This is a genomic window from Streptomyces sp. NPDC056061 (assembly GCF_042266885.1).
Taxonomy (GTDB): Bacteria; Actinomycetota; Actinomycetes; order Streptomycetales; family Streptomycetaceae; genus Streptomyces.
Window position 1 is genome coordinate 1 of record NZ_JBHJWQ010000006.1, and the last position, 14846, is coordinate 14846.

A 14846-nucleotide genomic window follows, 5' to 3' on the forward strand; every position below is an offset into this window, starting at 1 on the left:
GCGGATGACACCGCCGCGCCGCCCCACCGGCCGCTCCCGCACCGGGGTACGCCCCGTGTCCGGGGGGATTGTCCGTGGGTTTCCCGGGGGTTGGGGGGGTTTCCCGGGGGTTGTCCGGGAGTCAGCCGCCGCACTGCGCCAGCATCGCCGTCTTGTCGGCGGTGGTGACGGGCAGTTCGTACTTCAGGGCCACCTGCGCGAACCGCACCGCGTACGCGCAGCGGACCGGTTCGTAGGGCGGCAGCCAGGTCGCCGGGCCGAAGTCCCGCTTGGCGTTGTTGGCGGGACCGTCGACCGGAATGAGGTTCAGCGGGTCGTTGGCGATCTGCTGACGCTTGGTGTCGTTCCAGCGGGAGGCACCCATCTGCCAGTCGTACGACAGCGGCATGACGTGGTCGATCTGGACTCTGGTCGGCTTCTCCTTGCGCCAGTCGATGGTCGTGCCGGTGTACGGGTCCTTGAGCGTCATCGACACGACGACGCAGTCCGAACCGGAGCGGAGCTTCACGTCCTTGCCGTCGCGGGCGAGGAGGTCGTTGCGGGTGTCGCAGTGGTTCCGGGCCAGCGGTATCCCGTCGACCGTGTCCTTCCAGGCCGAGCCGAACTTCTCGCGGGCGTACCCGGTCCTCGCGCCCCGGCGCTTCGTCGCGACCTTCTCGATGACCTTCCGGCCCGCCGCCCGGTCCGCCTCCGTGGTGAGCGGCGCCAGTCCGGGCTTCGTCCCGTCGGGGTTCTCCAACGGGCTCACGCCGAAGCCGTCGACGGCCCGGCCGCCCTCGTTCGACCCACCGCCCTGCGAACTCCCGTTCCGCGAACCGCCGTCCTTCCGTCCGGCCCCGGAGGACCCCTCCTCGACGTCGCAGCCGGCCAGGGCCAGCACGGTCGCCGCGCTGAGCGCGGGCAGCATCACTCGGTACACACGGGGAGATATCACTCGAAGCCGTCCTGAGAGGAAGAAAGCCGAACGCGGGAATCGTACGGATGTCTTCTCTTCTGACGGTCGTTCAAGCGTGCGCGTCGGTCGAGGTGCGGCCGGAATCACACGGTTCGCGACCCGCGCGTGCACACGAGCCCGGAATCGACCGCCCGAACCGGACGCGTCGCGACCGAACCCCGGGAGGCACCCGGCGCCCGACCCGATCCCTGCGAGGACACCTGCCTCTACGCCTTCATTGATTACGCTGCGTAACACGCATCGAGGTATGATACGTAAATGAATGTTTCCCCAGTGCGCCGAAGCACCGGGGCCGGCAACGATCCGCCGACCGCCTCGACACCGCGTTGATCACCGGCGGCTGCCCGTACCCAGTACGCGACCGGGCGAGGGCGACGACTCCGCGCCGACGCCGCCTCTGCTCACTCGTCCCGTCACAGCCCCGGGCGCGTCGCCGGGCAGCGGCCTCGATGGTGTCGACTCGACTTTCGTGTTCACCGTCCGCAACCGTTCCGACCGGATGAGCCCGCGTGGGCAGGTCACCCGGCCGTGAACTCGTACTGAAGCTCGTACAGATGGCCCGCCTTGACCATGACGGTCGCCTCGATGGGGCGCCGCTCGTCGCTGAAGACCACGCGCAGTGTCCGCAGCACCGGCAACCCACCGGGCAGCCGCAGCGCCCGGTACTGCTCCTGCGTCGGAACCCGCGCGGAGACCCGGTCGACACTGAGCTGCGGCGGGTAGCCCAACTCGGCGAGCAGCGTCGGTGTGCCGCCGGGAATCTTCCGGCGTTCCGTCACCGCCGTTCCGCGCACGATGTCCAGCGGGTAGTACGAGGAGACGAGTTCGGCCGGCTCGTCGTCGATGGTGAGAAGTTGGCGCCGCAGGAGTGCAGTACCGGACGCCGGGAGCCCAAGGGCCTCGGCCACGTCGGCGGGCGGCTCGCACTCGGTGACTTCGAGAAGGGTGCTGCGGGCACGGGAGCCGTTCTTCGCGCTCTCCGTCAGCCAGCGGTACGGCTCGCCCGAGCCTGCCGGGGCCATGTACGAGGCCGGGCGAACGGTGCACTGGCGATGGTCCCGGACCGTCACGGCGGCGCCCGCCCTGCCGACCACCAGTCTCTCGTCCTTGAGCAGTTGCAGGGCCTTCTGAACCGTGGCGTTGGAGGCGTCGAACCGTTCCTTGAGATGCACGGTCGAGGGGAGGCTGGCACCAGGAGCGAGGTCGCCGCTCAGAATCTGGTCCCTGAGGTCGGCCGCGATCCGCTCGTGCAGTGAGCGGCGATCGACAGCATGCGTTTCGGGTCTGGGCACAGTCATCCGATCCTCATCTCGTACCGCAACTTCTGACGCCGTGGCGGCATGGCCATGACGTCGACCTGAATGGGCCGGTCCGAGGCGTCCAGAGTGAGCCGGGTCAGTTGCAGCACCGGTTCACCTGAAGTCAGCCACAGCTTCTCCTGCTCGTGCCGGGTCGCCGGCCTCGCGGTGATGTCCTCGCGCACGCGTACGCCGACGTGGCCCAGTTCCGCCAGGAGCCTGATCGCCCCGCCCCGGATCTTCGCCGTTCCGGCGAGGGCCGTGCCGCCCGCAATGCCCAAGGGGTAGTAGGTGTCCGTCAACTCGCACGGCTCGTCATCGAGGTACATGATCCTGCGGCGGGTGACGACGTGTTGGCCGACAGGCACCCCCAGCAGCTCCGCGACCGCCTCCGGCGCGGCCACCTCGCCCGCCTCGGCGATGCGCTGACTGCCCCGGCGCCCCTCCCCGGCAGCCTCCGCGGCCCACACGTCGCCCCGCGCGCCGGAAGGCTCGGCGAGATACGGCACCGAGGTGCTGACCCATTCACTGCCGCCCATGACCTTCTCCTCCGCAGCCGATCCCGTACCAATCTGCCGCATCACACCGTGGGCGACTCGACCGCACCCCCACAGATCTTGCCGCTTTTCGCGAATAGCGATACAGCCACCATCGCATTACAGCCCGTGAGCAAGGTGGTGAATCACCGTGTACCTGTCGAAGCAGCGACGTTTCCCCCGCAGACGCACGTCGGTCGGGGCCTCACGCGACTTCGTCACCGGCGTCCTCGTCGAGTGGGAGCTCCACCCTCTGATCGAGGACATAAAGCTGTGCGTCTCAGAACTCGCCACCAACGCGGTGCTGCATGGCGTACCGCCGGGGCGCGAGTTCTGCGTCGGCCTTCGCCGGGGTGAGGAACTGGTCCGGCTGGAGGTTCGTGACAGCGGGCCGGGGCAGCCAATGGTCCGGCGCCCCGACCACGACGCCTGCTCGGGGCGCGGGTTGTACCTCGTAAACGACCTCGCCGACGGCTTCGGAGTCGACGACCACGTCGTCGGCAAGACCGTGTGGCTCGCGTTCAGGGTGCCCGCCGTCCGCCCCGCCCCGTGACACGCCTCGGCCCCGCCGGGTGTGCCGGCGGGGCCGAGGGCCACGGCTCTCCCCGGGCTAAGAGCCCAGGATCGTCGTCAGGAACTCCCCCGTCCACGCCAGCAGTTCGCGGCCCACGACCGGCTTGCCGCCGATCCTGCCGGTGGTGGGGCGCGGGACCAGGATCTGGTGGACGGCCGGCTTGATGACCGTCTTGGGGTACAGGCGCTTGAGGCGCAGCTCCTGGGACTCGCGCAGCTCGACCGGGGCGAAGCGGATGTTCGGGCCCTGGAGCACGATCTCGGCGACGCCGCAGGCGCGGGCCAGCATGCGCAGGCCGGCGACCAGGAGGAGGTTCTCGACCGGCTCGGGGAGCTTGCCGTATCGGTCGGTCAGCTCCTCGCGGACCGCCCTGATGTCGTCCTCGGAGTTGGCGGAGGCGATGGCCCGGTACGCCTGGAGGCGCAGCCGCTCGCCGGGGGCGTAGTCGTGCGGGACGTGGGCGTCGACCGGGAGCTCGATCTTGACCTCCAGCGGCGGCTCCTCCTCGACGCCGCCTTCGAGGGAGGCCCGGTAGTCGGCCACCGCCTCGCCGACCATGCGGACGTAGAGGTCGAAGCCGACGCCCGCGATGTGGCCGGACTGCTCGCCGCCCAGGAGGTTTCCGGCGCCGCGGATCTCCAAGTCCTTCATCGCCACGTACATGCCCGCGCCCATCTCGGTGTGCTGGGCGATCGTGGCGAGGCGTTCGTGGGCGGTCTCGGTGAGCGGCTTCTCCGGCGGGTAGAGGAAGTAGGCGTAGCCGCGTTCGCGGCCCCGGCCGACCCGGCCGCGCAGCTGGTGGAGCTGGGAGAGGCCGAAGTTGTCGCCGCGCTCCACGATCAGCGTGTTGGCGTTGGAGATGTCGATGCCGGACTCGACGATCGTCGTGGAGACCAGGACGTCGAACTTCTTCTCCCAGAAGTCCACCACCACCTGCTCCAGGGCCTGTTCGGACATCTGGCCGTGCGCGGTCGCGATGCGGGCCTCGGGGACGATCTCGCGCAGCCGGGCGGCGGCCCGGTCGATCGACTCGACCCGGTTGTGGATGTAGAACGCCTGGCCCTCGCGCAGGAGCTCGCGGCGGATGGCGGCACCGATCTGCTTCTCCTCGTACGGGCCGACGAAGGTGAGCACCGGGTGGCGCTCCTCGGGCGGCGTGGTGATCGTCGACATCTCGCGGATGCCGGTCACGGCCATTTCGAGGGTGCGGGGGATGGGGGTGGCGGACATGGTGAGGACGTCCACGTTGGCGCGGAGCTTCTTCAGCTGCTCCTTGTGCTCGACGCCGAAGCGCTGTTCCTCGTCGACGATCACCAGGCCCAGGTCCTTGAACTTCGTCTCGGAGGAGAACAGCCGGTGGGTGCCGATGACCAGGTCGACGGAGCCCTCGCGCATCCCTTCGAGGGTGGCCTTGGAATCGGTCTCGGACTGGAAGCGGCTGAGCGCCCGTACGCTGACCGGGAACTGGGAGTAGCGCTCGGTGAAGGTGCCGTAGTGCTGCTGGACGAGGAGCGTGGTGGGGACGAGGACGGCGACCTGCTTGCCGTCCTGGACGGCCTTGAAGGCCGCCCGGACCGCGATCTCCGTCTTGCCGTAGCCGACGTCGCCGCAGATCAGCCGGTCCATCGGGACGGACTTCTCCATGTCGGCCTTGACCTCGGCGATGGTGGAGAGCTGGTCGGGCGTCTCCGCGTACGGGAAGGCGTCCTCCAGTTCGCGCTGCCAGGGGGTGTCGGGGGCGAAGGTGTGGCCGGGGGCCGCCATCCGGGCCGAGTACAGCTTGATCAGGTCGGCGGCGATCTCCTTGACCGCCTTCTTCGCCCGCGCCTTGGTCTTCGTCCAGTCCGCGCCGCCGAGCCGGTGCAGGGTGGGGGCCTCGCCGCCGACGTACTTGGTGACCTGTTCCAGCTGGTCGGTGGGGATGTAGAGGCGGTCACCGGGCTGGCCGCGCTTGGCCGGGGCGTACTCGACGAGCAGGTACTCGCGGGTGGCGCCCTGCACGGTGCGCTGCACCATCTCGATGTAGCGGCCCACGCCGTGCTGCTCGTGGACGATGTAGTCGCCGGTCTCCAGGGTCAGCGGGTCGATCGTCTTGCGGCGGCGGACCGGCATCCGGCCCAGGTCCTTGGTGGCGGTGCGCTGACCGGTGAGGTCGGTCTCGGTGAGGACGGCGAGCCGCAGCTCCTGGTCGACGAAGCCGTGGTCGATGGCGCCGCAGGAGACGTGGACGACGGACGGCGAGATCTCCCCCAGGTCGGGGTCCAGGCGGGCCGGGACGCCCTCCCCGCTCAGCACCTCCACGGTGCGGGAGGCGAGCCCCTGCCCCTCGGTGACGTACACCGTGCGCCAGCCGTCGGCGATCCAGCCCTTGGTGTCGGCCAGCGCGCGGGCGGTGTCGCCGCGGTACGCCTCCGGGGCGTGCATGCCGAGCTTGAGGGTGTCGGTGTCCTCATCGGCCTCGTCGGCGGCGAACGGGGAGACCGACCACCACATCATGCCCAGCTCGCGGGCCCGGTCCCGGATGCCGGCGATGCCCCACAGCGAGGCCGCGCCCACGTCGATCGGGGCCTGGCCGCCGCCCGCCGTCGCCGCCCACGACGCCTGGAGGAACTCCTGGCTGGTGGCGACGAGGTCGGCGGCCCGCGTCCGGACCCGCTCCGGGTCGCAGACCAGCGCCATCGACCCGGCGGGCAGCACGTCGAGCAGCAGCTCCATGTCGTCGACGAGGACCGGGGCGAGGGACTCCATGCCCTCCACCGCGATGCCCTCGGCGATCTTGCCGAGCAGTTCGCCGAGCTCCGGGTGCTGTTCGGCGAGGGCGGCGGCCCGGCCGCGCACCTCGTCGGTCAGCAGCAACTCCCGGCAGGGCGGCGCCCACAGCCCGTGTTCGGCGACCTCCAGCGACCGCTGGTCGGCGATCTTGAAGTAGCGGATCTCCTCGACGTCGTCGCCCCAGAACTCCACCCGAAGGGGGTGTTCCTCGGTCGGCGGGAAGACGTCCAGGATGCCGCCGCGCACGGCGAACTCGCCGCGCTTCTCGACGAGTTCGACCCGGGAGTAGGCGGCTGCCGCGAGCGCGTCGACGACGCTGCCGAGATCGGCGCTCCGCCCGGTGCGCAGCGCGACGGGCTCCAGGTCGCCGAGCCCCTTGACCTGCGGCTGGAGCACCGAGCGGATGGGGGCGACGACGACCTTGACCGGGCCGGTCTCCGGGTCGTCCGTGCTGGGGTGGGCCAGCCGCCGCAGCACCGCCAGGCGGCGGCCCACGGTGTCGGAGCGGGGCGAGAGCCGTTCGTGCGGCAGGGTCTCCCAGGAGGGGTATTCGGCGATGGTGTCCGGCGGCAGCATCGTGCGCAGCGCGGCGGCCAGGTCCTCCGCCTCCCGGCCGGTCGCGGTGACGGCGAGCACGGTCCGGCCGGACTCGCGGGCCAGGGCGGCCACGGCGAAGGGGCGGGCGGCGGGCGGGCCGACCAGGTCGAGGTGCATCCGGTGGCCGTCGCCCGCGGCCTTCACCGCTTCGGAGAGTGCCGGGTCACGTACGACGACATCCAGCAGACCGTGCAGACTCATGAAGGGCTTCCGTCCGGGTAACGAGGCAGGGTACCGGCAGCCGGCTGCTGCCAGGGGTCGGGGCAACGCGAAGGACCCGACACGTGCGGGAGGGCGGCTTCCGGGTCGGACCGGTCCGGACCGGGGAGCGCGGGCGGTGCGCACCGCCCGCGGCGGAGACCGGGACGCGCACGTGAACCGGAGAACGCGGACGTCACGGATGTGCGTGCCCGTCCTCGCGCCGTCACGCCCTCGCGGGCCGGGCCCGGCATGATCCAGGAGCCACCCCCGGCGGGCCGGGGACCACCAGCCTACGACTCCGCCGTGACGGCCGCGCCCGCAATCGCCCCGGACGGACACATGTGACCGGATCCCGGCCGACGTCTCGACGGCCACGGCACCGGGCGGCGGGCGACCGCGTCGGGCGTCCCGCCCGTGTCGTGGCCGGAATCCGCCGGAGGGTCCACGGGCCGGGCGGCGGCCCCGATACCGGCGGTCGCCCGGACCGGACCGCCCGTCGCGTATGCGGGGCCGCTCGTCGCGGGACGCGCACCGTTCATCTCCGTCTCGCACACAGTTGCGTTCGGGATCCTCACAGACATGATCTCAGCGTCTACTCTTTGGCCGAAAGATTCCACAAACAGTTGCACGGACAGTCAGTACGACGGCCGCAGACCAGTGCTCACGGGCGACCCCGGGAGTGCGCGGCCGCGCAGGGACCAGGCAGCGGGGGCGCACGTGGGCGACAACGAGATGTCCGTGTTCGGAGTCTCGGAGGCCGAGGAGGACATCTACCGGCATTTCCTGCGCAATCCCGGTACCTCCACCGATGATCTGCATCTCCTGCTGCACACGGACCCGCGGGCCGCGCGCGCCCACGTCGCCCGGCTCCAGGAACTGGGGCTCCTCCACCCCGAGGGGCCCGATCTGCGCGTCTTCCCGGCCGATCCCGAAGTCGCCGTGAGCCGGCTCATCGATCTGCGTCTGCACGCGCTGCACCAGGAGTTGCAGCGCGTCACCCGGTCCCGGCACGTCGTCGACGGCCTGCGCGCGGAGCAGGGGGCGCGAAGACCGCCTCCGCCGGGCATCGAGCAGTTGGAGGGGCTCGCGCAGATCCGCAACCGGATCGACGACCTCGCCTTCTTCGCCAGGGACGAGATCCTGTCCGTGGAGCCGTACACCAAGCTGTCACCGGAGAACATCGCCCGCTCGCGCCCGTTGGACCTGCGGTGTCTGCGGCGCGGCGTGAAGATCCGGAACGTGGTGATCCGGGCCGCGCTGCGGGACCCGGCGACCGCCGCCTACCTGCGGGAGCTCGCCGAGAACGGGGCGATGATCCGGGTGACGGAGCACAGCGCCGAACGCCTGCTGGTCTACGACCGCAGGGCGGCGCTCGTGCCGCTGGACCCGCACGACACCTCGCGCGGCGCCCTGCTGGCCCACCGCAGCGGCCTGGTGCGCAACATCATCGCCCTCTTCGAGAAGATCTGGGACCAGGCGGACGATCTGGGACGGGCGGGCGCCGAGGACGAGCAGGCACCGGACGACGACCTGACGGAGACCGAACGCCGGGTACTGGTGTCGATGTGCACCGTGGGCAAGGACGAGGCGGGCGCACGCGAACTCGGTGTCTCGGTGCGGACGTACCGGCGGCACGTGGCAGATCTGATGCAGACCCTGGGCGCCGCGAGCCGCGCCCATGCCGCGCTGCTGGCCCGGGAGCGCGGCTGGATCTGAGGCGCCGCCGGATCCGAGCGCGGTGCGCGGTGCCCGCGGCGGCGGGTGCGGCGGCCCGTGCGGTGCACGCGGCGGGCACGCGCGCGTGGCTGTTCCCGCGACGCGCGCGACCATCCCTGCCACGCACGTGACCGTCCCCGCGATGCCCGTGACCGTCCCCGCGACGCGCGTGCCGGGTGCGTGGTCGTCCGGGGGAGCCCTCGCGGGGACGGGCTCACGGCTCCTCCGCCCAGCCGTCCAGTGCCCGGTCGGCGAGGGCACCGGCGACGGCCAGGCGGACCGTGCCCCGGTCGACACCGCCGTCCAGGGCGATGCGCAGGGTGATCCGGTCCGGGCCCACCGACCGGGGGGTGCACGTCCAGTGGGCGGGAAGCAGGCTCAGCAGCCGTACGACGGTGGTCTCGCCGGTCGCGGCCGCACCGTCGCGGCGGACGGCGACCAGGTCGATGTGGCCGGTGCCGGGCACCGTCTCCTCCCGGCGGCGGGTCACCGGGGGCCGCCTTCCGGGGCCAGCATCCGCCTCGCCGCCGACACCAGGGCCGCGATGCCGGTGGGCAGAGCGGTACGGACGTCGGGGGCGAACTCCGGTGCGTGGTTCGGCGGCACCGGGGGCCCGCCGTCCCTGGCCCGGCGCCACTGCCCCGCCCCCGTGACGCCGAGCATCCAGTACACCGTCGGCACGCCCCCGGCACCGAACCGGGCGAAGTCCTCGGTGGCCGTGAGCGGGCCGCAGCCGACGACCCGTTCCGGGCCGAGCAGTTCCTCGTGCGCCCGGCGCACACGGACGGTGGCGGCCTCGTCGGTCAGCAGGGCGGGCGACCGGGCGGTGACGGTGAAGTCCGGATCCCCCGGGCAACCGGACGCCGCGCATTCGGCGCGCACGATCCGCAGCGCGGCGGCCGTCATCCGCTCGACCGCCGACTCGGACAACGCCCTTATGCACAGGGAGAGTTCCGCCGTGTCCGGGATCACGTTGCCGGGGCCCCCGGCGCGCAGCGCGCCGACGGTCAGCACCGCGTGCTCGGCCGGCGCGGTCTCCCGCGCGACGACGGACTGGAGTCGCAGCACGGTCGCCGCCGCCGTGAGGACCGGGTCGACGGTGAGGTGCGGGGTCCCGGCGTGGCCGCCGCGCCCGTGGAGCGTGACGTCCACCGCCGCGCTCGCCGCCATCAGCGGCGCACGGAAGTCCGCGGCGTGTGCGAGGGTGCCGGCGGGGGCTGGCGAGGTGTGCTGGGCGAGGACCGCGTCCGGGGTGCCGAACCGCTCGTACAAGCCGTCCGCCAGCATGTCCCGGGCGCCGGTCAGGGTCTCCTCGGCGGGCTGGCCGGCCACCAGGACCGTGCCGCGCCACGCGGACCGGGTCCGGGCGAGCTCGTCCACCGCCCCGGCGACCGCGGCGAGATGGAGGTCGTGACCGCAGGCGTGCATCACGCCCGGCACGGTGCTCGCGTAGGCGAGGCCGGTGCGTTCGGTGACCGGGAGGGCGTCGAGCTCGGTGCGGAGCATGACCGTGGGGCCGGCCCCGTTGCGCAGGACGCCGACCAGACCGTGACCGCCGCCGACCTTCCGGGCGACCTCGCAGCCGCTCCTCTCCAGCCCGGCGGCGAGCAGGTCCGAGGTGCGCCGCTCCGCCCCGGAGAGCTCCGGGTGCGCGTGCGCGTCGAGGTACAGCTCCAGCGCCGGGCGCAGGACCTCTCGCGACACCGCGGGGGTCGTGGATCGGGCCGGGGCCGGGGGCGGGGGGCCGGGTGGGGATGCGGGTGTCTCCTGCATGTCATCTCACCTCGTTCCGCTGGGCGGGCCGGTGGTCGTCCCGGCCCGCCGGGCACGTGTGGGGCCGGCTGCGTCAGCCTGCGCCGCCCCGGCTTCAGGAATGCGGCGTTCCGCTGTCAGGGGGTGCCAGCGGTCTGACAGCGGAACCGCGGCCGATCTGACAGTGGCGCCCGTTGCAATGGAGTCAGTGCAGGGGAACGCCGCCGGAGCCGCCGGCCCGTCCCCGGGACCCAAGGGAGAAGACCATGGCCCCCAAGACCGAGCTCGCCACCCTCGCCGACGAGATCCTGGAGCTGGAGTCGGAGACCTTCGAGATCTCGGACTACTCGGACGCCGCGGAGGTCGTGCTGGCCGGTTCGACGTCCTGCTCCTCGACCTCGACCTGCTCCAGCACCACCAGCACCACCTCCTGCAGCGCCTGACCTGTTCACCGGTCGCGCGTTCTTCGCCGGACCGCAGGCCCTCTCCGTGCCGTGAGCGCGGAGGGGGCCTGTGTGCTGTCGGCCCGGACGCACCGGTCACCGGCCCGGATTCACCGGTCACCGGCGCGATCCCGCGGCTCACGGGAAGGGGTGCGGGACGCGCTTGATCGCGGACTCCGGCAGGTCGTCGGCCCGTCTGCCCGCGGCCCGCGGCGCGGTGCGCAGCCGGGGCATGAGCAGGGCGCGCTGCCGGGCCCAGCCGAAGTCCAGCGGCAGCAGCCCGGGGACGAGGGCGGCGACCGTGTGCAGGCCCATGCGGCGCTGCTCCGGGGTGGTCTGGTCGACGGCGATGACGTCGTGTCCGGCGGCGACGAGCTGGTCCCGCAGCAGGTTCAGGTCGTCCAGCAGGTCCCCGGTGCGCGGGCGGTGGGGCTGCCAGTCGGCGAAGGTGTCGGCCAGCGGGCGCACGGCGACCGGTTCCAGGTACTCCCGGGCGTGTTCCGCCATCTCGGGCAGCCCGTACAGCTGGGCATGGTCCTTGAGCTGCCGCACCCGGGTGAAGTCGGCTGCCATGGCGGTGAGTTCGGTGTGGCGCTCGGCGACCTGGTAGGGCAGGTGCGGGATGTAGGTGAGGACTTCGGAGAGCGCGGACTCGACGGTCGCCTCCGGGTCGAATCCGGCGGCGGCGGCGAACGACAGCGTGCCGTATCCGCCGTCCCGGCGCACCGCGAGCGCGGTGACGACGGGGACGGCGAGGTCCATCCGGGTGTCGAAGGCGTGGACGTCGTAGCCGTGCAGCCCGGCCCGGTCGATCATGCTGCGGACTGCCGCGGACCGGCAGGTGGTGAGGTCGATCGCGGTGAGCGCGGTCCGGCCGTGCCAGGCCAGCAGGAAGGCGTCGCGTTCGACGATCTCCAGCAGCCCGTAGAGGATCGCCTCCTCGGGACTGCCGCCGGTGGCACAGCCGTTGGAGCATTCGAAGACGAAGTTGTCCGCCTCCACCCCGGCGCTGTAGTGGGCGAGCCGGGCGGGCACGAGGACCGGCCGGTCGTCGCGCAGGGAGTGGCCCCAGACCCACGGGATGGGCCGGTCCGGATCGAACGGGGAGACCATCGGGTCGCTCGCGTAGGTCTCGGGGGCGTAGAGACCGCAGGCGGCGGGGTCCAGGGCCCGGTCGGCGAGCCGGGTGTAGCTGTCCACGACGGGCGAGGTGCCGCGCCTGCGGGTGGTGCCCGCGTAGCGTTCCAGGCCCTCCAGGTGGGCGAGGACGCGGCTGGTGTCGTAGCTGTTGGCCTGGCCGCTCCAGGTGACGTCGTTGAGACCGGCGTAGCCGCGGACGAAGTGGGTGCCGGCGGCGGGTGCGGTGGTGGTGGACGTCGGGTTGATCCAGAGGTCCGAACCGAGGGTGCCGCAGACCGGGTTGACGAGCGCGGCGGTCGGCAGGGGGTAGGAGGACAGCGGCCGGAGCCGGTAGCCGTCCGGGTCCGGTTTCGGGGTCGGGCCGAGGTGCATGCGGGCCGCGTCGGCGGTGTCGGGAACCTCCTGGACGCAGGAGGGGCACAGCGGTTCGGGCAGGATCGGGAACGTCGCGGTGGCGAGGGTCACCAGGTCGATCCGGCTGACCCGGGGCAGGGCGCGGTCGGCGGGGGTGGCGTCGGGCAGGTCGTGGCCGCCGCCGAGGACCGCGCGGTAGAGGGCCCAGACCGCGTCGGTCGCGTAGTCGGTGAGGACCGGCCAGTGGACGGCGCCTTCCGGGCGCCGTCCGAGCTCCAGCGCCTCGCGCTCGGAGCGGCTGCGCAGCCGCTGCCAGCGCATGGCGAGGCACTGTCCGCAGGCGGTGGTTCCCGGCTCGCCGCCCCAGGGGCCGATCAGTACGGCGCGGGAGGTGAGCTGGACGTTGGCGGCCGGGCGGAGGCCGACGTACGGGTCGGGGCTGCCGAAGCCGAGTGTGTCGGCGGCGCCGAGCGGCACGACGCACGGCGCCGGCAGGCCCGCCGGGTCGGGAAGCTCCCGGTGGCGGCGGGCGAGGGCGTCGTGCAGGGCGGCGCGGGCCGCTTCCAGCGGGGTCTCGCCGCGCACCGGCGGTGTGGCGGGGGCGGTCGCCGTCGTCATGACTTGTCGCTCCAGCGGAAGGTCTTGAGCGCGATCGCGCACAGGACGACGGCGAAGCCGGTGAGGACCACGCAGGCGAGGCCGATGTCGCCGGTGGTGCCGCCGCCGGTGAGGGCGCCGGAGATGCCGTCGTTGAGGTAGCGCAGCGGCAGCACCCGGGAGAGGTTCTGCATCCAGTCCGGCATCGCGTCCAGCGGGAAGAAGGAGCCGGACAGGAACGCCATCGGGATCATCAGGCAGTTGGCGACGGCGGCGACTGCCTCGGGGGTCTTGGCGTAGCTGCCGACGATGACGCCCAGGGCGAGGAACGCGGTGATGCCGAGCACCAGGACCGGAAGGGCCAGCGGCCACCGGCCGTCGAGCCGGAGGCCGAACGCGGGCAGCAGCGCGACGGCCACGAAGACCACGGCCTGGACCGCGCCGATGCCGAGCGCGAGGACGTACCGGGAGGCGAGTACGGCGGAGACCGGCGTCGGGGTCATCCGGATGAGGCGCAGGATGTCGTCGCGCCGCCACTGCATGAGGACGAAGCCGACGCCGAACACGGCGGCGTTGCCGACGCCCCAGGACAGCACGCCGGGGGCGATGTAGTTGATGTAGGGCAGGCCGCTCTCCTCGACCGTCTTCCCGTGGAAGATCAGTCCGAAGACGACGAGGAAGATGAGCGGGAAGGCGAAGGTGAAGAAGAGCGTGGTCTTGTCGCGCGTGTAGGCCCGGTATCCGGCCTTGCTCAGCGCCGCGTATGCGCTCATCGAGGGGTGTCTCCGTATCACTGCTGGGGATCGTTGCGGGGGTGGGGGCGGCGGGCGGGGGCGGCCCGGTCGCCGGGGGTGCGGCGGTCCGGCGACCGCTACCGGCCCGGCGCGTCCGGGGCGCCGGAGGTGTCGGCCGGGGCGCCGGTGAGCGCGAGGTAGACGTCCTCCAGGTCGGCGGTGCGCGTCTGGACGCCCCGGAGACCGGCGAGTGCGTCGATCGCGGCGAGCACCTTGCCGGATTCGAGGGTTTCCAGCACCAGCGCGCCGGGCTCCTCGGTGACGGCGTCGACCCCCTCGATGGCCCGTGCCTGGGCGAGGGTGATCCGGTCGTCGGGAACGACCAGCCGGGTGGTGGGTGCGGCGGCGGCGATGAGGTGGGCGGGGCTGTCGAGGGCGACGACGGCACCGTCGACCATGATGGCGACGCGGTCGCACAGGGCCTCGGCCTCGTCGAGGTGGTGGGTGGTGTAGATGATGGTGCGGCCCTCGCCCTTGAGGTCGCGCAGCACCTGCCACAGCGCGCGCCGGGCCTGCGGGTCGAGGGCGGCGGTCGGCTCGTCCAGGAAGATCACTTCGGGTTCGTGGACGAGCGCGGAGGCGATGGCGAGGCGCTGGCGCTGACCGCCGGAGAGGTCGTCCACCCGGACGTCCCCCTGCTCGGTGAGGCCGACGGAGGCCAGGGCCCGGTCGGCCGCCGCGTCGTCGGTCCGGTAGAGGGCGGCCATGGTGCGCAGGTGTTCGCGGGCGGTGAGGCGGACGAAGAACGCCGAGGTCTGGGTCTGCACGCCGAGCCGGGGCAGCAGGGCCGGGTTGCGCGGCCAGGGGCTGGTGCCGAGCACGGTGACCGTGCCGGAGTCGGCCCGGCGCTGCCCCTCCATGATCTCGACGAGGGTGGTCTTGCCCGCCCCGTTGGGGCCGAGCAGTCCGAAGAACTCGCCGCGCCGCACGGTGAACGACACCCCGTCCACGGCGTGCCGGTCGCCGTACGTCTTGCGTACGCCGTCGAGGGCGACGGCGGGCGCGGACCGGTCGTCGTCCGGGCCTGCCTGGTTCCCCGGGGAGGCGGAGGGGGCGGTGGGGGTCATGGAACTCTCCTTGTGCGCCGCTGATCGGCGTTCTGGTGGGTCGGGCCTGC

12 protein-coding genes are annotated in these 14846 nt (G+C 72.5%); 3 read left to right on the top strand and 9 right to left on the bottom strand.

The annotated features are described in order from the left end of the window. Nucleotides 1-121: 121 nt before the first annotated feature. The 3 genes from ACFC79_RS11600 to ACFC79_RS11610 form a co-directional block, all read right to left on the bottom strand. Nucleotides 122-907: an HNH endonuclease family protein gene (locus tag ACFC79_RS11600; RefSeq protein ID WP_376238922.1), complete on the bottom strand. Its 786-nt coding sequence runs from the start codon at nucleotides 905-907 to the stop codon at nucleotides 122-124. Between the two features lie 566 nt (nucleotides 908-1473). After that, on the bottom strand, nucleotides 1474-2253 hold the full coding sequence (locus tag ACFC79_RS11605) for a GntR family transcriptional regulator (protein WP_376238320.1): 780 nt from the start codon (nucleotides 2251-2253) through the stop codon (nucleotides 1474-1476). Then, entirely contained in the window at nucleotides 2250-2792 is a 543-nt protein-coding gene (locus ACFC79_RS11610; RefSeq protein ID WP_376238322.1) for a GntR family transcriptional regulator, read from the bottom strand. The genes ACFC79_RS11605 and ACFC79_RS11610 overlap by 4 nt, the downstream gene beginning before the upstream one ends. A 148-nt stretch (nucleotides 2793-2940) precedes the next feature. On the opposite strand from ACFC79_RS11610, the gene ACFC79_RS11615 reads away from it, so the two are divergent. Continuing rightward, entirely contained in the window at nucleotides 2941-3342 is a 402-nt protein-coding gene (locus tag ACFC79_RS11615) for an ATP-binding protein (RefSeq protein WP_376238323.1), read from the top strand. A 57-nt stretch (nucleotides 3343-3399) separates the two neighbouring features. Here the strand turns inward: ACFC79_RS11615 and mfd are convergent, their stop codons facing one another. Next, nucleotides 3400-6933, bottom strand: coding sequence for a transcription-repair coupling factor (gene mfd, locus ACFC79_RS11620; protein ID WP_376238325.1), 3534 nt, complete (start codon nucleotides 6931-6933; stop codon nucleotides 3400-3402). A 717-nt stretch (nucleotides 6934-7650) separates the two neighbouring features. On the opposite strand from mfd, the gene ACFC79_RS11625 reads away from it, so the two are divergent. Further along, nucleotides 7651-8649, top strand: coding sequence for a helix-turn-helix transcriptional regulator (locus ACFC79_RS11625; RefSeq protein WP_376238328.1), 999 nt, complete (start codon nucleotides 7651-7653; stop codon nucleotides 8647-8649). 214 nt (nucleotides 8650-8863) lie between these two features. Here ACFC79_RS11625 and ACFC79_RS11630 read toward each other — a convergent pair whose 3' ends face one another. Both ACFC79_RS11630 and ACFC79_RS11635 read right to left on the bottom strand, forming a co-directional pair. Beyond that, nucleotides 8864-9139 (bottom strand): hypothetical protein, encoded by a 276-nt coding sequence (locus ACFC79_RS11630; RefSeq protein ID WP_376238330.1) that lies wholly within the window; start codon nucleotides 9137-9139, stop codon nucleotides 8864-8866. Beyond that, entirely contained in the window at nucleotides 9136-10422 is a 1287-nt protein-coding gene (locus ACFC79_RS11635) for an amidohydrolase (protein ID WP_376238333.1), read from the bottom strand. Before ACFC79_RS11635 ends, ACFC79_RS11630 begins: the two co-directional genes overlap by 4 nt. A 245-nt stretch (nucleotides 10423-10667) precedes the next feature. On the opposite strand from ACFC79_RS11635, the gene ACFC79_RS11640 reads away from it, so the two are divergent. Continuing rightward, on the top strand, nucleotides 10668-10844 hold the full coding sequence (locus ACFC79_RS11640) for a thiazolylpeptide-type bacteriocin (protein WP_359213941.1): 177 nt from the start codon (nucleotides 10668-10670) through the stop codon (nucleotides 10842-10844). Between the two features lie 138 nt (nucleotides 10845-10982). Here the strand turns inward: ACFC79_RS11640 and ACFC79_RS11645 are convergent, their stop codons facing one another. From ACFC79_RS11645 to ACFC79_RS11655, 3 genes are all read right to left on the bottom strand, one after another. Further along, nucleotides 10983-12956, bottom strand: a complete 1974-nt coding sequence (locus tag ACFC79_RS11645; RefSeq protein WP_376238335.1) for a TOMM precursor leader peptide-binding protein — start codon at nucleotides 12954-12956, stop codon at nucleotides 10983-10985. Beyond that, nucleotides 12953-13708 carry an ABC transporter permease gene (locus ACFC79_RS11650; protein WP_376238337.1) on the bottom strand — a complete coding sequence of 252 codons (756 nt, stop codon included), beginning with the start codon at nucleotides 13706-13708 and terminating at the stop codon, nucleotides 12953-12955. Before ACFC79_RS11650 ends, ACFC79_RS11645 begins: the two co-directional genes overlap by 4 nt. A gap of 98 nt (nucleotides 13709-13806) precedes the next feature. Next, nucleotides 13807-14796 carry an ABC transporter ATP-binding protein gene (locus tag ACFC79_RS11655; RefSeq protein ID WP_376238339.1) on the bottom strand — a complete coding sequence of 330 codons (990 nt, stop codon included), beginning with the start codon at nucleotides 14794-14796 and terminating at the stop codon, nucleotides 13807-13809. Nucleotides 14797-14846: the final 50 nt, after the last annotated feature.